This window comes from Pseudomonas sp. MHK4 (assembly GCF_054600775.1).
In genome coordinates, this window is sequence record NZ_BAAIAK010000007.1 from 34,897 (window position 1) to 53,682 (window position 18,786).

General features: G+C 60.3%; 16 protein-coding genes. 8 read left to right on the plus strand and 8 right to left on the minus strand.

Features of this window, described 5'->3' with window-relative positions:
• Positions 1-351: 351 nt before the first annotated feature.
• The gene (locus tag ACYP2Q_RS18445) at positions 352-861 is read right to left on the minus strand and encodes a disulfide bond formation protein B (protein WP_459731848.1); all 510 of its coding nucleotides are present in this window, start codon (positions 859-861) and stop codon (positions 352-354) included.
• A gap of 108 nt (positions 862-969) precedes the next feature.
• Positions 970-1,863, minus strand: coding sequence for a LysR family transcriptional regulator (locus tag ACYP2Q_RS18450; RefSeq protein ID WP_459731849.1), 894 nt, complete (start codon positions 1,861-1,863; stop codon positions 970-972).
• A gap of 121 nt (positions 1,864-1,984) precedes the next feature.
• Here ACYP2Q_RS18450 and ACYP2Q_RS18455 point away from each other — a divergent pair, with 121 nt between their 5' ends.
• Entirely contained in the window at positions 1,985-2,932 is a 948-nt protein-coding gene (locus ACYP2Q_RS18455; RefSeq protein ID WP_459731850.1) for a DMT family transporter, read from the plus strand.
• On the opposite strand, the gene ACYP2Q_RS18460 is transcribed toward ACYP2Q_RS18455, so the two are convergent.
• From ACYP2Q_RS18460 to ACYP2Q_RS18485, 6 genes are all read right to left on the minus strand, one after another.
• Positions 2,933-3,709 carry an ABC transporter substrate-binding protein gene (locus ACYP2Q_RS18460; protein WP_459731851.1) on the minus strand — a complete coding sequence of 259 codons (777 nt, stop codon included), beginning with the start codon at positions 3,707-3,709 and terminating at the stop codon, positions 2,933-2,935.
• 289 nt (positions 3,710-3,998) lie between these two features.
• Entirely contained in the window at positions 3,999-4,451 is a 453-nt protein-coding gene (moaE, locus tag ACYP2Q_RS18465; RefSeq protein ID WP_459731852.1) for a molybdopterin synthase catalytic subunit MoaE, read from the minus strand.
• Positions 4,452-4,453: 2 nt separating this feature from the next.
• Complete coding sequence (gene moaD / locus ACYP2Q_RS18470; protein ID WP_459731853.1) at positions 4,454-4,696, minus strand: molybdopterin converting factor subunit 1; 243 nt, start codon at positions 4,694-4,696, stop codon at positions 4,454-4,456.
• On the minus strand, positions 4,693-5,166 hold the full coding sequence (moaC, locus tag ACYP2Q_RS18475) for a cyclic pyranopterin monophosphate synthase MoaC (RefSeq protein ID WP_459731854.1): 474 nt from the start codon (positions 5,164-5,166) through the stop codon (positions 4,693-4,695). Before moaC ends, moaD begins: the two co-directional genes overlap by 4 nt.
• 229 nt (positions 5,167-5,395) lie before the next feature.
• Positions 5,396-6,790, minus strand: a complete 1,395-nt coding sequence (locus ACYP2Q_RS18480; protein WP_459731855.1) for a PhoH family protein — start codon at positions 6,788-6,790, stop codon at positions 5,396-5,398.
• A 335-nt stretch (positions 6,791-7,125) separates the two neighbouring features.
• A complete protein-coding gene (locus ACYP2Q_RS18485; protein ID WP_459731856.1) occupies positions 7,126-8,250 on the minus strand; it encodes a polysaccharide deacetylase family protein in 1,125 nt (374 codons plus the stop codon).
• 180 nt (positions 8,251-8,430) lie between these two features.
• Here ACYP2Q_RS18485 and yaaA point away from each other — a divergent pair, with 180 nt between their 5' ends.
• From yaaA to algG, 7 genes are all read left to right on the plus strand, one after another.
• Positions 8,431-9,210: a peroxide stress protein YaaA gene (gene yaaA / locus ACYP2Q_RS18490; RefSeq protein ID WP_459731857.1), complete on the plus strand. Its 780-nt coding sequence runs from the start codon at positions 8,431-8,433 to the stop codon at positions 9,208-9,210.
• 799 nt (positions 9,211-10,009) lie between these two features.
• Positions 10,010-11,326 carry a nucleotide sugar dehydrogenase gene (locus tag ACYP2Q_RS18495; protein WP_459731858.1) on the plus strand — a complete coding sequence of 439 codons (1,317 nt, stop codon included), beginning with the start codon at positions 10,010-10,012 and terminating at the stop codon, positions 11,324-11,326.
• A 171-nt stretch (positions 11,327-11,497) separates the two neighbouring features.
• On the plus strand, positions 11,498-12,979 hold the full coding sequence (alg8, locus tag ACYP2Q_RS18500; protein WP_459731860.1) for a mannuronan synthase: 1,482 nt from the start codon (positions 11,498-11,500) through the stop codon (positions 12,977-12,979).
• A 36-nt stretch (positions 12,980-13,015) separates the two neighbouring features.
• On the plus strand, positions 13,016-14,185 hold the full coding sequence (locus tag ACYP2Q_RS18505; RefSeq protein ID WP_459731862.1) for a PilZ domain-containing protein: 1,170 nt from the start codon (positions 13,016-13,018) through the stop codon (positions 14,183-14,185).
• Positions 14,186-14,194: 9 nt separating this feature from the next.
• Complete coding sequence (algK, locus tag ACYP2Q_RS18510; protein WP_459731864.1) at positions 14,195-15,700, plus strand: alginate biosynthesis TPR repeat lipoprotein AlgK; 1,506 nt, start codon at positions 14,195-14,197, stop codon at positions 15,698-15,700.
• Positions 15,697-17,181 (plus strand): alginate export family protein, encoded by a 1,485-nt coding sequence (locus ACYP2Q_RS18515; protein WP_274073925.1) that lies wholly within the window; start codon positions 15,697-15,699, stop codon positions 17,179-17,181. The genes algK and ACYP2Q_RS18515 overlap by 4 nt, the downstream gene beginning before the upstream one ends.
• Before the next feature lie 26 nt (positions 17,182-17,207).
• The gene (algG, locus tag ACYP2Q_RS18520) at positions 17,208-18,785 is read left to right on the plus strand and encodes a mannuronan 5-epimerase AlgG (RefSeq protein WP_459731865.1); all 1,578 of its coding nucleotides are present in this window, start codon (positions 17,208-17,210) and stop codon (positions 18,783-18,785) included.
• Position 18,786: the final 1 nt, after the last annotated feature.

Below are 18,786 nucleotides of genomic sequence, written 5' to 3' on the forward strand. Positions count from 1 at the left end.
GTTCAGACAGCTTTAGAGGCTCGAACATGGCCCTCAACCCAGCCCTAGCCCCGGTATGACAAGGGCTCTGGCAAATCGCCACGACCTGTTAAAACTGTCTGCTCCGTTTTGACCAGGCTAAAACCTGGCGACGCTCAAACACGCCAATTCCTTTGCAAGACGCGGTACCAATCCGACACACCAAAGCCCGCTGCGACACTCGCGATGTGACAACATGTCGCACACTTGTCGCACCCTTCATTACCACTCATCACGGTCTTTTCACCTGGCCCCTGAAATGCAAAAACGCCCCGGCCCTCTCATCGAGGACCGGGGCGTTTCGGGTCTATTGCTGTAATGCCGCGCCTGACTTCAGCGCAGCGCCTTGCGATTGCGCAGCGTCAACAGCGGCACCAGCACCACCACCAGCACGAAGGCGACCAGCGCCCACTGCGCCAGGGACAACCCCAGGATCGGCGGGTACGGCGTGGAGCAGAAACCGTCGACCTGGAAGCCCAGCGGGAAGATCTTCGCCAGGGGCAAGCCATCGACTATCGGCTGCAGCACATCGATGCCACAACTGACCGCCGGGTAGAACTGCGTGTAGACGTGATGCCCCGCCACCCCGACGCCTGCCAGGGCACAAATGACCACCAGGGTTTCCAGCACTGTGATGCTGCGTCGCGTGTGCATGGCCGCACCGATGAAAGCGAAGAGCGCGATCAACAGCAGCGCATAACGCTGCAGGATGCACAACGGGCACGGCGCCTCGCCCAACACCACCTGCATGTACAGCGCACCGCCGATCAGCGCCAGGCAAATGATGCCCAACAGCACCAGGTAGCGCCGTTCCCGGCCCAGACGCATCGTTTCCTCGCTCATCGTGTTTCCCTTTTGACTATCGATTGCCCGCCAGTTTACACGCAGGCATAGACCTTTGAGAGTCTGACGCGCACTGGGCGGATTGTGGGGAAATAGACGACAGGCCGGTTAAGTCGGGATTAACCGTAGCGACCCTGGCCCCTCGAACTCGGCCTGCAACAACTTCAAAAACGCCTCGCGAGCCGGGTGCCGGCCTGCGTTTTCATGCCAGTAAAAGAGGTTGTCGATGCTCGTCAGTTCCGGGAACTCATAGCCCTGGCAACCTGCGCTGGGACCATACTGCTCATAGATGCCCCGGGGCACCAGCGCGACACCGGCACCGGCGCTGACACAGCCAACGATGGTGCCATAGCTGGCGATGCTGACAATCGGCTGCACCTGGTCATGGCGCAACAGCCACTGCTCCAACGCAAAGCGGTACGGGCAGCCCGGGGGCCACATGAAAATCGCCTTGCCCTGTAAATCCGCCGCCTTGCGCAAAGGTCCGTGGGAGGCGGATGCGATGAGAATCAGATCTTCGCGGTACATCACTTCCCGCTGCAGTCCCGGACGATCAACGTTGACCGCCACGAACGCCCCATCCAGCCGCCGATGCTGGGTGTCGTCGAGTAATTGAGCCCAGGTGCCGGTGCTCAACTCCAGCATCACCTGTGGATAAAGCGCATGGTACTTGGCCAGTAACCTGGGCAATCGCCCCGTGGCGCTGGACTCGATGGCCCCAATTCGCAGAGGACCGCTCGGCGCAGAGCCGGGTGCCAACGCCCTGCGCGCTTCCTCGGCCAGGTCGAGGATTTTCGTCGTGTAATCAAGAAACACCTCCCCGGCGGGGGTGATCCGCAATCCTCGGCCGTCGCGGGAAAACAGCGGCGTACCGAGTTCACGCTCCAGGGACTTGAGGCGTGCGGTGATATTGGACGGCACGCAGTGCAGCACTTCGGCCGCACGCGCGATGCTGCCCAGGTGGTGAACCGTGTTGAACATGCGCAGCTGAGACAGTTCCATAGCTCACCCAAAGTGAATACGTAACTCAGTTTAAGTCACTTGTAGTGAATTCATAGGGTTTTGATAATTCGAGTGTCGGCACGGCATTACGCCTTTTTTCGCCGGACACAGAGGAAGCCTTATGGATTTTATTCAACGCCACCTCGCCGAAAGGCCAGGCGTAAAAATCGCCTTGGCGACGTTTTTCGTGATCCTCTGCTGGGCCTATTCCCCCATTGGCATCCGCATCGGGTTAAGGGCTTACGAGCCGGGTCATCTGGCGCTGATGCGCTTTCTCATCGCCTCGACGTTCATGGCCGGGGTCGCCCTCGTGACCCCGGTTTCCCTGCCTCGGCTGAAGGATCTGCCACTGTTGGTCGTACTGGGATTCTTTGCTGTCAGCCTGCATCACATAGCCATCAATTTCGGCCAACGAGGCGTCACCGCCGGCGCGGCCAGTGTGCTGGCGCAATCCACGCCGCTGTTCAGCACGTTACTGGCGCATTTCGTGTTCAAGGACCGGGTCAACGGTTGGCAGTGGATTTGTGTGCTGTGCGGCCTGCTCGGTGCGGGGGTCGTGGTGACGGGTGATCGTGGCTTTGGAAAACTGGATGCGCACGGCTTGCTGATCCTGCTGGCGGCCTTATCCTGGAGTCTCTATTTCGCCCTGCAAAAACGCCATTCCCATCGCTACGACGGGCTGACGATGGTGTGTTACACCATCTGGTCAGGCACAGCACTTTTACTTGTATATGCACCGGGCTTGTGGAGCGAAGTACAGAATGCCTCGGCTTCGGCCAATCTGGCGGTGCTCATCCTGGGCATTTTCCCCAGTGCCCTCGCGTACCTCGCCTGGGCATACGTGCTGACTCACAGCAACGTGAGCCGCGCCTCCATTTCGCTTTACCTGATACCGCCCACGGCCATGTTGATGGCCTCGGTGGTACTGGCTGAGCGCCCTTCGATCATGGTCGTCACCGGGATGCTCATCGTGCTGGCGAGCGTACTGGCGCTCAATCTGCAACCCTCGAAAATCTCTGGAATCTGCAGCCCAGTGGGGCTTTCGCGAGAAAGCCCCGGCAGCGATTGATCACTCGCCGTAGATATCAGACTTGAAGTACTGCTGCGAAATCTTCTGGTATTCGCCACTGGCGCGGATGCCATCGATCGCGGTGTTCAGCTCCGAGACCAGCTCGGTGTTGCCCTTGCGTACCGCGATCCCGGCGCCCTCGCCCACGTATTTCGGGTCCTTGAGCTCTGGTCCGACAAAGGCGTAGCCCTTGCCACGGGGCATCGAAAGGAAGTCGTTGAGGGGAATGGTGTCGGCGAAGATGGCATCGAGGCGGCCGGCCGCCAGGTCCATGTAGATCTCTTCGTTGTTGCTGTAGCGCTTGACGTTCACGCCCATGGGTTCGAAGACTTCGGTCGCGTAGCGGTCGGTGGTGGTCGCCCGTTGCACGCCCACTGTCTTGCCCTTGAGGCTGGCGTATTGGTCATCGACGACCGCGCCTTCCTTCATGACCAGGCGCGACGAGGTGAAATAATACTTGTGGGTGAAATCCACCGACTTCTTGCGATCTTCGTTGATGGTCATGGACGACAGGGCCATGTCGATCTTCTTCACTTTAAGGGAAGGAATCAGGCCGTCGAACTCGCCCTCGACCCACACGCACTTGACCTTCATCTGTGCGCACAGGGCGTTGCCGATGTCGTAGTCGAAGCCCGCGATCTCGCCTTTGTCGGTCTTGGAGGCGAACGGCGGGTAGGCCGCTTCGATACCGATGCGCAGGGTTTTTTCGGCGGCAAACAGGGTGCTGCACGCCAACAGGCTCAGGGCCAGAGCGGTGATGAGGGGGAGTTTCTTCATGTTCGTTCTCTCGCGGGTTGTTGTTGGTTTGGCAAGACAGAAGAAAGAGCGGAATCGGGGGGAAGTTTTGTACTTGGAATTCCATACTGGACTTTTATGTATTTGGCGTCAATTGGGCAAATGGGGGGCGTGCCGGCCGATGGTCGGGTGGCGTGACAGGAAGTTTTTGCTTGAGCGATACAGTCCCTGTAGGAGCCGGCTTGCCGGCGAAGGCGTCTTTGAATACAGCGCAGGTCTTTTGGACGCCTTCGCTGGCAAGCCAGCTCCTACAGTGCGGCACCTTGAGGAATTACTTTTTCCAGCGATCAGCCGCCGCATGATCGCTGTCACGCCCCTCGACCCAACGCGGGCCGTCGCTGGTGTTTTCCTTCTTCCAGAACGGGGCACGGGTTTTCAGGTAGTCCATGACAAAGGCGCAGGCGTCGAAGGCCGCCTGGCGGTGGGCGCTGGCGGCGCCGACGAAGACGATGGGCTCGCCGGGCTCCAGGGCGCCGATGCGATGCAGCACTTGCAGCTTGAGCAAGGGCCAGCGCTGCCCGGCCTCGGTGGCGATCTTGCCGAGGGCCTTTTCGGTCATGCCCGGATAGTGTTCGAGGAACATCCCGGCGACATCCAGGCCGTCATTGAAGTCGCGCACATAGCCGACAAAACTCACCACCGCGCCGACGCCAACATTGGCATCGTGCATGGCGTTGACTTCGGCACCAGGGTCGAATGCGGCCGATTGCACGCGAATGGCCATGCTCAGCCTCCGGTCACAGTCGGAAAAAACGCAACTTCATCGCCATCGCTGACGGCCTCATCGAGCTGGCACAGGTCTTCGTTGCGCGCGCACATCAGGTTCTGCTCGCTCAACACCTCGGCGCCATCGCGCCGGGCCAGCAGTGCTCGCACGTCGTCGACGGTGGCGAAGTCGCCCTCGACCTTCACCGCGTCAACGCCCAGCGCTTCGCGGTAGCGGGCAAAAAATTTCACGGTAATGTTCATGGTTGATCCGCCTGGAAATGCCCGCTCTTGCCGCCGACCTTCTCCAGCAGGCGCACGCTTTCGATGGTCATGCCGCGATCCACGGCCTTGCACATGTCATAGATGGTCAGGGCGGCGACACTGGCAGCGGTCAGGGCTTCCATCTCGACGCCGGTCTGCCCGGACAACTTGCAGCACGCCACAATGCGCACGCTGTCTTCGCCTTCGGCACTGAGTTCGACCTTGACCCCGGTCAGCATCAGCGGATGGCACAGGGGAATCAGGTCGCTGGTCTTTTTCGCCGCCTGGATGCCGGCAATGCGTGCCACGGCGAACACATCGCCCTTGGGGTGACCGCCACTGACGATCATTTGCAAGGTTTCGGGCAGCATGCGCACCAGCGCCTGGGCCGTCGCTTCGCGGAACGTCACGGATTTTTCGGTGACGTCGACCATGTTGGCACGGCCTTGGGAATCGAGATGAGTCAGCACGGGGTTACTCCTGATCAGGAGTCTCGATTGTAAACCTGTGGGTCAGATTTCCGCACGCATGATTATCCGATGGAAGCATTCCTGTAGGAGCTGGCTTGCCAGCGATGAGGGCCTTGAATTCAATGCAAGCTTCAAGGTCCCCCTCGCTGGCAAGCCAGCTCCTACAAAGTTTTGCGGCGGGCACAAAAAACCGGGAGACCTGAGAAGGCCGCCCGGTTTTGGGTGAAGGTTACAGATGCGATTCGGCGTATTCGGCCAGGATCGAACGTGGCACCCCTTGCAAGGTGATGTGCACTCCGTTGGGGAAGTCCTTGAAGCGTTCAGTCAGGTAGGTCAGCCCGGAGCTGGTCGCGGACAGGTAAGGGGTGTCGATCTGTGCCAGGTTGCCCAGGCACACCACTTTGGAACCGGCGCCGGCACGGGTGATGATGGTTTTCATCTGGTGCGGGGTCAGGTTCTGGCATTCATCGATCAGGATCAGGCTCTGCTGGAAGCTGCGGCCCCGGATGTAGTTGAGGGATTTGAACTGCAACGGCACTTTGCTGAGGATGTAGTCGACGCTGCCATGGGTGCTTTCGTCATCCATGTGCAAGGCTTCGAGGTTGTCGGTGATGGCGCCCAGCCAAGGCTCCATTTTTTCCGCTTCGGTGCCGGGCAGGAAGCCGATCTCCTGGTCCAGGCCCTGCACGCTACGGGTGGCGATGATGCGGCGGTAGCGCTTGCTGACCATGGTCTGTTCGATGGCCGCGGCCAGCGCGAGGATGGTTTTACCCGAGCCTGCGGCACCGGACAGGTTGACCAGGTGGATGTCCGGATCGAGCAAGGCATACAGCGCCAGGCTCTGATAGATGTCGCGCGGCTTGAGGCCCCAGGCTTCCTGGTGCAACAGCGGCTCCTGGTGCAGGTCCAGGATCAGCAGCTTGTCTTCCTCGATCTCCTTGATCCAGCCGACGAACCCTTGCTCATCGATGATGAACTCGTTGATGTGCACCGCCGGCAGGTTGTCGATCAGCTGTACCTGGTGCCAGGTGCGACCGTGGTCCTGGCGGGTTTCGACCTTGCTCACACGGTCCCAGAAGGAGCCGGTCATGTTGTGGTAGCCATTAGGCAACAGCGATACGTCGTCGACCAGCTGGTCGGTGCTGTAGTCCTCGGCCGCGATCCCGCAGGCACGGGCCTTGAGGCGCATGTTGATGTCTTTGGTGACCAGCACCACGGGCTTCTTCGGGTCGCGCGCGTGCAGGTCGATCAACTGGTTGATGATTTTGTTGTCATTCAGGTGCTCGGGCAGAATCAGGTTCGGCTCGGCATGCTTGCTCATCAGAATTGACAGCAAGCCCTTGGGCCCGCTCTTGCCCCGCTGGATCGGCACGCCCTGCTCTACATCCTCGGGTGAGGCATCGCCCAGGGTCTTGTCGATCAGCCGGATGGCCTGGCGGCATTCGGCGGCAACGCTGTGATGCCCGCTCTTGAGCTTGTCGAGCTCCTCAAGCACGGTCATCGGGATCGCGACGTGGTGTTCTTCGAAGTTAAGCAGCGCGTTTGGATCGTGAATCAATACGTTGGTATCGAGTACATAAAGGATTGGCTGGTTGGAAGAAGAGCTACGTCCGTGATCATCCATACTCGGTCACCTTTGTGGGAGCCAGTCGACGCAATACCTTGGCGGTGCTGCGCCTCGAAGTGACTACCGAATACACCTGCGGGGACTCAAGTGTTCTGCATACATGCGGGTCTTGGGAGACGCCACCTGTGTTGCAGGTTTCGGCGGTCTGTCTTCGTAATACTCCAAAACCCATGACAGAAAAAAGTACTTTGACGTTTTTTTGAAGTTTATTTTTCAGAGTGACCAATAACACTTGGCGGACTGCCATCACCCGTTTACAGTCAGAAGTCAACCTGCAGCAAAATCCCTTCCAAAATCGCCTTTTATCCAATGTTTCCGGGCTTTGGCGGTTTTCAGCGAAACCCCTCCTGGCAGTCTTCCCAACCGATCCCGCTTTGCGCCGTTTGCGTGATCAACCAGGGCAGCGCCGTTTTCACCCCATCCTGCTTCACATTGAAATTGATCACGCCATGGCGCCACAGCAGCATCAGGGTCAGCACCCGTTGCGCACTCTGGCTGCCCTTGAGCTTGCCCGGACCGTCCTGGGCATCGATGTCCCACAGGGCGACCTGCAAGCCCTGGGCCTTGAAGAAAGCGGCGGCATCGGCGCGACGCTGGCCATCGGGCGGGCGAAACAGTGGTACGAAGTTCTCCGGCAGTTTGTTCTTGGCCAGCTCGACGCTGCGGCGTACCGAGTCCTGCCAGTCCTGCCAGTGGCTGTGGGAGCGAAACTCCCAGCCTTGCACGCCGATGCACTGGGTTGACCAGGTTGACTGCAGGCTGGCCACCGAGCGCTCGTTTAAACGGGCCTGGAGGTCCTTGCCGAGCACGAAGAAGGTGCCACTGAGATTGGCCTTGCGCAGGTACTCGGCAATCCAGTCGGTATTGTCCGGGACGGCATTGGCGGCGCTGTCGAAGGTCAATAGAAATAGCCGGTCATGCATACCGTCGCCATTGCGCTCATAGTCGCCAAAACGATCGACTTCGCTACTGGTTTGCGGGAACAGCGCCGCCTTGCGCAGTTGCTCATCCAGGTACTGGCTGTGGAACAGGCGACTCGGCTCGGACCAGCGGGTGTAGTAGCTGTCCTCGCTGAGCTGAAACTTGCCGGCCTGCTCGCGCAAGGTGGCCATGTCCTCGACCAGGAAACAGAAGGAGGCGTCCTGGTCGCAACTCTGCTGGGCGAAGTTGTAGTTGGCCAGCAGGCGTTGCCACAGGCGCTGGCGAACCCGATTGACCGACTCCTGGTTGATGGTGCGCAGGCCCAGGCGTTGTGCCAGTGCCGCTTCGTCCAGGGATTCACTGGCCAGCAGCACCCGGGCGAACATGAGGATTTCGGCCCGCGAGGCGACATCGAACAGGGTCGGGTTGTCGAGTTTTTCCGGCCAGGTGCTGCGATCCAGCGTGGCCACCTCACCCGGCGCCGCCATGACGCCGAAGCACAGCAGCCAGGCGGTGAGCAGAAAAACGATACGCAATGGGATGTCTCCATAACCGAACCCGGGCGGCACTATAGCTGATCCGCCCCGCATTCCTGCAGCAGCACCGCTCCCACAAGGGTTTGTGGATAGCCACCGGTCATCACCTATGGCCTCGATAGCTGGAGTCCACCGCGACAACCCCCTAGAATCGCCGCCACGATTAAAGGAGACGACTTCATGCTGACGGTGATTTCCCCCGCCAAGACCCTCGATTACGAAACGCCGCCGGCGATCCAGCGCTTTACCCAGCCGCAGTACCTCGACCACTCCCAGGAGCTGATCCTGCAATTGCGCGAACTGACTCCGGCGCAGATCAGCGAATTGATGCACGTTTCCGACAAGATCGGCGGGCTCAACGCCGCCCGCTTCGGCAGCTGGACACCCGCCTTCACCCCGGACAACGCCAAGCAAGCCTTGCTGGCGTTCAAGGGCGACGTCTACACCGGATTGAATGCACAGACCTTCAGCGAAGCCGATTTCGACTACGCCCAGCAGCATCTACGCATGCTCTCCGGCCTGTATGGCCTGCTGCGCCCCCTGGACCTGATGCAGCCGTACCGACTGGAAATGGGCACCAAACTGGCCAATGCCCGGGGCAAGGACCTGTATGCCTTCTGGGGTACGCGTATCAGCGAATGGCTGAACGAAGCCCTGGCCGACCAGGGCGATGACGTGCTGCTCAACCTGGCGTCCAACGAGTATTTCTCCGCGGTCAAGCGCAGCGCCTTGAATGCACGCATCATCAACACCGAGTTCAAGGACCTGAAGAACGGTCAGTACAAGATCATCAGCTTCTACGCGAAAAAGGCCCGGGGCATGATGAGCCGCTTCGTCATCGAAGAACGCATCAACGATCCGCAAGCCCTCAAGCAGTTCGATGTACAGGGCTATCGCTACAGCGCCGAGCAGTCTAAACCGGACAACCTGGTGTTCCTGCGCGACCACGCACCAGAGTAAAGCAACGGGTCGGCGCACGACCTTCCACCCCCCTCGTGCGCCACCATTGAAACCCTCGAAATACCCTGCCTTTTTCGTCATTTTTATGACGCCAATAAACCACCTGTCAATTTTCTAACTTTAGTTTCACTCGACTTCGATCATTTTTTTCAGTAGTGGCACCGAAAAAAAATATCGGTAGTGGCAAAAAACTATCCCCTCCAATAATCCGCCTATATATAAAGGGCGAAACGGCAAGTGCTATCAATTTGAGAGCAGTGCCATCTTTGTCAATATTTCAAGAAATTTCAGATTTCGTGACGGGCGAGCCGGAACTATGTCCGGATGCACCGCTCATACCACCGGTAACGATTCTCGCCGAGGATGTACGAGATAACTTACGCAGAGCAGTGATCCATGTAGTGAAGTTGTAAGAGCAACTTGCACTGACTAATCCCTGATTTGGGCAACACCAGAATGCACAGGAGATACGCAACATTAATATCCCCTGCAAGGCCAAGGCCGCGCCCCTATAAACGTGCTCACCTGGGCACCAAAACGCTTGATCCACGGGCTTCCAGCCTGACATCGAGCGTGCACGAACATCTTCTGAATAGAGGACTGGCTGCATAACAGGGCAAGTCATAACAACAAGGCCTAGTTACGCACACCTTGAGTGCACTTATTTAGACACTCGGAACTTTTATGCCAGCACGCGGTATTGTCGCGCCTGCCAGGCGTAACTTCCGTATGCACTATAACCGCTGAACACCATTAACTCCGGCCATCTAATGGCTTGATCAACACTGAGGTAAATGCGATGCGCATCAGCATATTTGGTTTGGGTTACGTTGGCGCAGTCTGTGCCGGTTGCCTGTCTGCACGGGGCCATGACGTCGTTGGCGTCGATGTTGCCAAAGACAAGATCGATATGATCAATGCCGGCAAATCGCCGATTGTTGAACCAGGCCTGGGCGAACTTCTGGCCCAGGGTATCCAGACCGGTCGCCTGCGTGGCACCACCAACTTCGCCGAGGCGATTCGCGACACCGACCTGTCGATGATCTGTGTCGGTACGCCAAGCAAGAAGAACGGCGACCTGGAACTCAACTACATCGAGGCCGTATGCCGCGAGATCGGTTTTGTCCTGCGTGACAAGACTACCCGTCACACCATCGTGGTTCGCAGCACCGTGCTGCCGGGTACCGTGGCCAACGTGGTGATCCCGATTCTCGAAGACTGCTCCGGCAAGAAAGCCGGTGTCGATTTCGGTGTTGCCGTGAACCCTGAATTCCTGCGCGAAAGCACCGCCATCGCTGACTACGACCAGCCGCCAATGACCGTCATCGGCGAGTTCGACAAGGCCTCGGGCGACGTTCTGCAATCGCTGTACGAAGAACTCGACGCGCCGATCATCCGCAAGGACATCGCCGTTGCCGAGATGATCAAGTACACCTGCAACGTCTGGCACGCCACCAAGGTGACCTTCGCCAACGAGATCGGCAACATCGCCAAGGCGGTCGGCGTCGACGGACGCGAAGTGATGGACGTGGTCTGCCAGGACAAGACTCTTAACCTGTCCCAGTACTACATGCGCCCGGGCTTCGCCTTCGGCGGTTCCTGCCTGCCGAAAGACGTGCGTGCCCTGACCTACCGCGCCGGTTCCCTGGACGTGGAAGCACCGCTGCTCAACTCGCTGATGCGCAGTAACGAGTCCCAGGTGCAGAACGCGTTCGACATCGTTTCCAGCCACGACAAACGCAAAGTCGCCCTGCTGGGCCTGAGCTTCAAGGCCGGCACCGACGACCTGCGCGAAAGCCCGCTGGTGGACCTGGCGGAAATGCTGATCGGCAAGGGCTACGACCTGAGCATCTACGACAGCAACGTCGAGTACGCCCGCGTTCATGGCGCGAACAAGGACTACATCGAGTCGAAGATCCCCCACGTCTCGTCCCTGCTCAACGCCGACTTCGACGACGTGATCAACAACTCCGACGTGATCATCCTCGGCAACCGTGACGAGAAATTCCGCGCCCTGGTGCAGAACGTTCCACACGGCAAGCAGGTGATCGACCTGGTCGGCTTCATGTCCAAGGCCACCAGCGTGACTGGCCGGACCGAAGGCATCTGCTGGTAACCGGCGGGTTGTAAGCGCTTCGCGCTGATTGCCGGCAAGCCAGCTTCTAAAGGTTCACCCCAAACCTGTAGGAGCTGGCTTGCCAGCGATGGCGTACCTGAGATCGCCATCGCCGGCAAGCCGGCTCCTACAGGGGGCGCGAGACTTGCAACTGACTTTAGGATTCCGATTATGCACAGGCTAAAGCACGGCCTACTCCAGGCCGCCGGTTGGCTGTTCTACCTGAGTTTATTGATGGGCATCGCCATGGCGCTGCCTGTGTCCACGTTCGACTCCGAGTCGAAGGACTTCATTTTCCTGATCGGTATCGTCGGAATCTGGCGCTACTCGATGGGTGCCACGCACTTTCTGCGCGGCATGCTGTTCCTGTACGTGGTCTATCCGCACCTGCGGCGCAAAGTGCGCAAGCTGGGCAAGGCGGCGGACCCGTCCCATGTATTTTTGATGGTCACCAGTTTCCGTATCGATGCGCTGACCACCGCGCAGGTCTACAGCTCGGTGATCCGCGAAGCGATCGACTGCGAGCTGCCGACCACAGTGGTCTGCTCCATTGTCGAAATGTCCGATGAACTGCTGGTCAAGAGCCTGTGGAACCGGATGAATCCGCCTGCCCGGGTCAAGCTCGACTTCGTGCGCATTCCCGGCACCGGCAAGCGCGACGGCCTGGCCTTCGGTTTCCGCGCCATCTCCCGTCACCTGCCGGATGACCGCGCAGTAGTGGCCGTGATCGATGGCGACACCGTGCTCGGCGAAGGCGTGGTGCGCAAGACCGTGCCGTGGTTCCAACTGTTCGGCAACGTCGGCGGCCTGACCACCAACGAGTTCTGCGAAGTGCGCGGCGGCTACATCATGAGCGAATGGCACAAGCTGCGTTTCGCCCAGCGTCACATCAACATGTGCTCCATGGCCCTGTCCAAGCGCGTGCTGACCATGACCGGGCGGATGTCGGTGTTCCGTGCCACCGTGGTCACCAACCCGGAATTCATTGCCGACGTGGAAAGCGACTCGCTGCAACACTGGCGCCTGGGTCGTTTCAAGTTCCTGACCGGCGACGACAAGTCGAGCTGGTTCAGCCTGATGCGCCTGGGGTACGACACCTTCTACGTGCCTGACGCCGCGATCAACACCGTCGAGCATCCACCGGAAAAGAGCTTCATCAAGGCCAGCCGCAAGCTGATGTTCCGCTGGTACGGCAACAACCTGCGCCAGAACTCCCGGGCCCTCGGCCTTGGGGTGAAACGCCTCGGTGCGTTCACGTCGGTGGTGCTGTTCGATCAGCGCGTGTCGATGTGGACCTCCCTGTTGGGCCTGACCGTGGCGCTGATCGCGAGCTTCAAGTACGGCACCGCGTTCATCCTGGTGTACCTGCTGTGGATCGGCATCACCCGCCTGATCCTGACCCTGTTGCTGTCCTGCTCCGGCCACCGGATCGGCCCGGCCTACCCGGCGATTCTCTATTACAACCAGATCGTCGGCGCGCTGGTGAAGATCTACGTGTTCTTCCGCCTCGACCAACAGTCCTGGACTCGCCAGCCCACTGCCCTGACCCGTGATCTCGCCAGCTTTCAACGTTGGTTCAACACCTGGTCGTCTCGGACCATGACCTTCTCCGCCGGCAGCATCTTTGTCGCCGTGCTGCTGATGATGGTCTGACCGCCCCCTTTTTGAATTAACCAGGAAATCGCCCTTATGAATACCGCCGTCAACGCCAACGTAGTGCATGAATCCGAAGCCCAGCGCCAACACGCCCGAGTGAAAATCCCGGCCAAGCTGCGTTTCTTCGGCCCTGACCGCACGCCAGTCGAAGCCCGGGTCATCGACCTCTCCGCCGGTGGCCTGGCCTTCAATGCCGGGCAACTGCCACTGAAGATCGGCGACAAGTACAAGGCCCGCCTGCAATTCGTCATCGACAACCTCGGCCTGGCCATGGACGTGGAATTGCAGGTTCGCTCCTTTGACCGCGAGACCGGTCGTACCGGTTGCCAGTTCCAGAACCTGGAACCGCAAGACATCTCGACCTTGCGCCACCTGATCACTTCGCACCTGGCCGGCGACATCGTCACCATCGGCGAAGTGCTGGCGACCCTGCAGCGCGACAACTTCACCAAGGCGCGCAAGGTCAAGGACGGCGGCCACGGTATGAGCGCATTCGGGCGCATGAAAGCGGTGACCTTCAGCCTGGGGATTTTCGTTGTCGGCCTGGCGGCGTTCGGCTTCGTCTTCAAGTCGGTATACGGCATGTACTTCGTCAGCCACGCCCAGGCGGGCCTGGTCAGCGTGCCGGGCGTGAACATCACCATGCCCCGCGACGGCACCGTGCAGAGCCTGGTGAAAGGCGATGGCGTCGCCGCCAAAGGCGCACCGCTGGCGACCTTCAGCACCAGCATGCTCGACGTGCTCAAGGGTCACCTGGAAGACGATCAACTGGCCCCGGCCAAGGTTGAAGAGCTGTTCGGCAAGCAGATGACCGGCACCCTGACCTCGCCTTGCGATTGCACCGTGGCCCAGCAGATGGTCGCCGACGGTCAGTACGCCAGCAAGGGCGACGTGATCTTCCAACTGGTGCCACGCAACACCGAAGCCAACGTTGAGGCGCGCTTCTCCTATCGCCAGTTCAGCGACGTTCTGCCAGGCACCCCGGTGCGCTTCCAGATCGCCGGCGAAGACAAGACCCGCACGGGCAAGATCGTCAGCAGCACCAGCCTGAAAAGTGCCGACCTGTCCTCCGACATCCGCGTCCTGATCCAGCCTGACGAAGCCCTGGACAGCAGCCTCGCCGGCCGACCGGTGGAAGTGAACAGTGACCGTGGCCCGAACCTGAGCTGGCTGATCGACAAAGCCATGGCTGCTGGTCTGTAACCGGAGGACATGCCTGTGAGCCTTATCCTGAAAACACCAACATCCCTGTGGGAGCGAGCTTGCTCGCGATGGGATCAACGCGGTTTGTCTGATACACCGAGTCGCCTGAATCGCTGGCAAGCCAGCTCCTACAGGGGTCATATGGTGTGCTCGCTGGCATTGGCGGTGAGCCTCGCCGGTTGCGCCGGCCTGCCCGACCAGCGCCTGGCCAACGAAGCGCTCAAGCGTGGCGATACCGCCACCGCCGCGGCGAACTATCAGCAACTGGCAGACCTGGGCTACAGCGAAGCCCAGGTTGGCCTGGCCGACCTCCAGGTCGACAGCCGCGACCCGGCGCAGATGAAACAGGCCGAAGCGACTTACCGCGCTGCCGCCAGTGTTTCGCCTCGTGCGCAAGCGCGCCTCGGTCGCCTGCTGGTGGCCAAGCCGGGCTCCACCGAGGCCGAGCAGCACGAAGCTGAAGGCCTGTTGAAAAAGGCCTCGGCCGCCGGTGAAGGCAACACCCTGATTCCGTTGGCGATGCTGTACCTGCAATACCCGCACAGCTTCCCCAACGTCAATGCGCAGCAGCAGATCAGCCAATGGCGCGCCGAAGGCAAACCGGAAGCCGGCCTGGCACAAGTGCTGCTGTATCGCACCCAGGGCACCTACGACCAGCACCTCGACGAAGTGGAAAAGGTCTGCAAGGCCGCACTCAACACCACCGACATCTGCTACGTCGAACTGGCCACGGTCTATCAGAAACAGGCCAAGCCTGAGCAACAGGCCGAGCTGATCAAGCAGATGCAGGCAGCTCACAGTCGCGGCACAGTTTCTGCCCAGCGTGTGGACAGCGTCGCCCGCGTGCTCGCCGATCCGACCCTGGGCACGCCCGACGAAAAAACCGCGCAGTCGCTGCTCGAACCCATCGCCCCGGGCTACCCGGCCTCGTGGGTCACCCTCGCGCAGCTGATCTACGACTTCCCGGAACTGGGCGATGTCGACCAGATGATGAAGTACCTGGACAACGGCCGCGCCGCCGACCAACCGCGCGCCGAGCTGTTGCTGGGCAAGCTCTACTACGAAGGCAAGATGGTCCCGGCTGACGCCAAGGTCGCCGAGGAACACTTCCAGAAAGCCGTCGGCCGTGAAGTCGCCGCCGATTACTACCTCGGCCAGATCTACCGCCGTGGCTACCTGGGCAAGGTCTATCCGCAGAAGGCCCTGGACCACCTGTTGACCGCTGCGCGCAACGGCCAGAACAGCGCCGACTTCGCCATCGCCCAACTGTTTTCCCAAGGCAAAGGCACCAAGCCTGACCCGCTCAATGCCTACGTCTTCAGCCAGTTGGCCAAGACCCAGAACACCCCGCAAGCCACCGAGCTTGCGCAAACCCTCGAAGCCCAACTGCCGCCTGCGCAGCTGGCCGAGGCCCAGCGCCTGTTGAAACAGGAACAGGCGGTTCGCGGCAACCTGAGCCAGAACACGCTGCAATTGCACGCCCTGCAAGAAGAAGACGGCGAGGAATCCCTATGAAGTTGAATCCATTCATGAAGGCCGGTATCGGCCTGACGTTCGCGCTGATCTGGTCCTGCCCGACGCTGGCAGCGATGACTGAAGAAACCAAGAACTACGGCCTGGACGTGAAAATCACCGGCCAGTCCGAAGACGACCGTGACCTCGGTACCCAGAGCGGCGGCGACGTCAACGGCCTGGGCCTCGACCTGCGCCCTTGGGTGTACGGCGAGAGCGGCGCCTGGAGCGCCTACGCCATGGGTCAGGCGGTGACGTCCACCGACATCATCGAGACCGACACCCTGCAGCAATCCGAAGGCACCGAAAATACCGTCAACAATGACCGCAAGACCAAGAAGAACTACCTGGCGATGCGCGAGTTCTGGGTCGGCTACAGCGGCTTCACGCCCTACCCTGGCGAAATTCTCAAGTTCGGTCGCCAGCGCCTGCACAACGATGACGGCCAATGGCGCGACACCAACATCGAAGCCCTGAACTGGACCTTCGACACCACCCTGTTGCGCGCCAACGCCGGTATCGCCGAACGCTTCAGCGAGTACCGCACCGACCTGAAGGAACTGGCACCCAAGGACAAGGATCGCCTGCACGCCTACGCCGATGCCGAATACCAATGGACACCGGGTCACTGGGCCGGCATTCGCGGTCATCACACCCACGATGACGGCAAGCTCGACTACCCGGAGCCGGGTGTGGCCGGCGATTCGCTGGACAAGAAACAGAACGGTGACATCAGCTGGCTGGGCCTGCAGGCCAACAGCGACGCCTACAACTGGCGCAACACCAATACGGTCAACTACTGGGGCAGCATCACCGGCATGAGCGGCGACCGCGACACGGTCAACCCGCTGAACGCCGATGGCACCGCTCCCGCACAAGCCAAGCACAGCGGCGATGTCGATGGCTGGGCCACGGACCTGGGCGTGCGCCTGCGCCTCGATCCGCAATGGCAAGTCGGTGCGGCCTACGCCCGTGCCAGCGCCGATTACGAACAGAACGGCCTGGAAAGCAACCGCTCGAGCTACACCGGTACTCGCTCGCGGGTGCACCGTTTCGGCGAAGCCTTCCGTGGCGAAATGAACAACATGCAATCGGCCACCTTGTTCGGTTCGTGGATGCTCAACGACGAGTACGACGCCAGCCTGATCTACCACAAGTTCTGGCGCGTCGACGGCAACAAGCCGATCACCAGCAACGGCATCGACGCCGTGCAGAACAACACCGACGACGTCACCGGCGCGGTGCTGTCCAGCACCTCCCTGCCACTGAACGATGGTGACAAGGATCTCGGCCAGGAAATGGATCTGGTGGTCACCAAGTACTTCAAGCAAGGCCTGCTGCCGGCGGCCTTGAGCCAGAAAATCGATGAGCCTTCGGCCCTGGTGCGTTTCCGTGGCGGTGTGTTCAAGCCGGGCGACGCCTACGGCAAGGAAGTCGATTCGTACATGCACCGCGCGTTCGTCGACGTGATCTGGCGCTTCTGATGCACATTGCGAAGGGAGTCTCCCAGATGAACCATCAAGCCAGAAAAGGCTCGATCAGCCTGTTGGCCGGTGCAATGCTGCTGGCCAGCGCGACTGCCTTCGCCAATGTGGAGCCGGCCGCCAAGCCGGCCACCATGGCCAAGGAACTGCAACAGGCCAAGACCTACACCGTCAGCAGCGCACCGACCGCGCCACTGGAACTGGCCACGCCGAAGCTGCCGGACACCTCGGGCTACACCGCCGAAGCCATCGCCAAGAAAATCGTGCGCAGCAAGGCCGGCAAGATCAGCGTGCGCCGGATGATGCAGGAAGACGCCCTGAAGGACTTCATCGGCGGCGACAACAAGATGGCCGAGTGGGTCGTGCGCCAGCACGGCATCCCGCAGGCGATCTTCGTCGACGACGGCTACATGAACCTCAAGGACCTGGCGCAGAAGCTGCCCAAGCAGTACTTCAGCGAAACCTCGCCGGGCGTGTTCCTGGCCAAGTTGCCAATTGTGGTGGGCAAACACGGCATCCTCGAAATCGACAAGCAGACCCAGGAGCTGCGCCTGTCCCAGGAGGCCGGTTCGTTCCTGGTCAACGACGGCCATTTGTTCGTGCGTGATACCAGGATCACTGGCTGGAGCGAGAAGGCCAACGGCCCGGCGGCCTTCAAGTCGCCCAAGGAATTCCGTCCGTTCCTGCTGTCCTGGGGCGGCACCGAGACCTACATCGCCAACAGCAAGATCGCCAGTTTCGGCTACGCCAACAGTAAGTCCTACGGCGTGAGTATTTCCCAGTACACGCCGAACATGGCCAAGGTGCTCAAGCGTCCCGAGCCGACCGGCTGGATCGTCGGCTCCGAGTTCTCGGACATGTGGTACGGCTTCTACTGCTACGAAACCCGCGACTTCGTGGTCAAGGGCAACACCTACAAAGACAACATCGTGTACGGCATCGACCCCCACGACCGTTCCCACGGCCTGATCATTGCCGACAACACGGTGTTCGGGACCAGGAAGAAGCACGGGATCATCATTTCCCGTGAGGTCAACGACAGTTTCATCTTCAACAACCGCAGCTACGACAACAACTTGTCGGGCCTGGTGATCGACCGTAACAGCGTCAACAACCTGATCGCCCACAACGAGATCTACCAGAACCACACGGACGGCATCACCCTCTACGAGAGTGCCGACAACCTGCTGTGGGGCAACAAGGTGTTCAGCAACCGTCGACACGGCATCCGCATTCGTAACAGCGTGAACATTCGCCTCTACGAAAACGTCGCCATGGCCAACGGCCTGACCGGCGTCTACGGCCACATCAAGGACCTGACCAACACGGACCGCGACATCAAGCTCGACCCGTTCGACGCCCAGGTGTCGCTGATCGTGGTCGGCGGTGAGCTGGCGGCCAATGGCAGCGGCCCGCTGTCCATCGACTCGCCCCTGAGCGTCGAGTTGTATCGCGTGTCCATGCTCGCACCGACCAAATCCAGCGGCATCAGCTTCTCGGGGATTCTCGGCGAGCGCCAGGATGAAATTCTCGACCTGCTGGTGCGCCAGCAGAAAGCCGTGCTGATCGACCCTGTCGAACGCCAGACCGAAATGCGGGACTGAG

Coding starts and splice junctions, on each gene's coding strand:
- moaE (WP_459731852.1), bottom strand. CDS start 4,451: ATGGCCATTCGCGTGCAATCGGCCGCATTCGACCCTGGTGCCGAAGTC.
- algG (WP_459731865.1), top strand. CDS start 17,208: ATGAACCATCAAGCCAGAAAAGGCTCGATCAGCCTGTTGGCCGGTGCA.
- ACYP2Q_RS18455 (WP_459731850.1), top strand. CDS start 1,985: ATGGATTTTATTCAACGCCACCTCGCCGAAAGGCCAGGCGTAAAAATC.
- ACYP2Q_RS18460 (WP_459731851.1), bottom strand. CDS start 3,709: ATGAAGAAACTCCCCCTCATCACCGCTCTGGCCCTGAGCCTGTTGGCG.
- ACYP2Q_RS18450 (WP_459731849.1), bottom strand. CDS start 1,863: ATGGAACTGTCTCAGCTGCGCATGTTCAACACGGTTCACCACCTGGGC.
- algK (WP_459731864.1), top strand. CDS start 14,195: ATGCCTGTGAGCCTTATCCTGAAAACACCAACATCCCTGTGGGAGCGA.
- ACYP2Q_RS18505 (WP_459731862.1), top strand. CDS start 13,016: ATGAATACCGCCGTCAACGCCAACGTAGTGCATGAATCCGAAGCCCAG.
- yaaA (WP_459731857.1), top strand. CDS start 8,431: ATGCTGACGGTGATTTCCCCCGCCAAGACCCTCGATTACGAAACGCCG.
- ACYP2Q_RS18480 (WP_459731855.1), bottom strand. CDS start 6,790: ATGGATGATCACGGACGTAGCTCTTCTTCCAACCAGCCAATCCTTTAT.
- ACYP2Q_RS18445 (WP_459731848.1), bottom strand. CDS start 861: ATGAGCGAGGAAACGATGCGTCTGGGCCGGGAACGGCGCTACCTGGTG.
- alg8 (WP_459731860.1), top strand. CDS start 11,498: ATGCACAGGCTAAAGCACGGCCTACTCCAGGCCGCCGGTTGGCTGTTC.
- ACYP2Q_RS18515 (WP_274073925.1), top strand. CDS start 15,697: ATGAAGTTGAATCCATTCATGAAGGCCGGTATCGGCCTGACGTTCGCG.
- ACYP2Q_RS18495 (WP_459731858.1), top strand. CDS start 10,010: ATGCGCATCAGCATATTTGGTTTGGGTTACGTTGGCGCAGTCTGTGCC.
- moaD (WP_459731853.1), bottom strand. CDS start 4,696: ATGAACATTACCGTGAAATTTTTTGCCCGCTACCGCGAAGCGCTGGGC.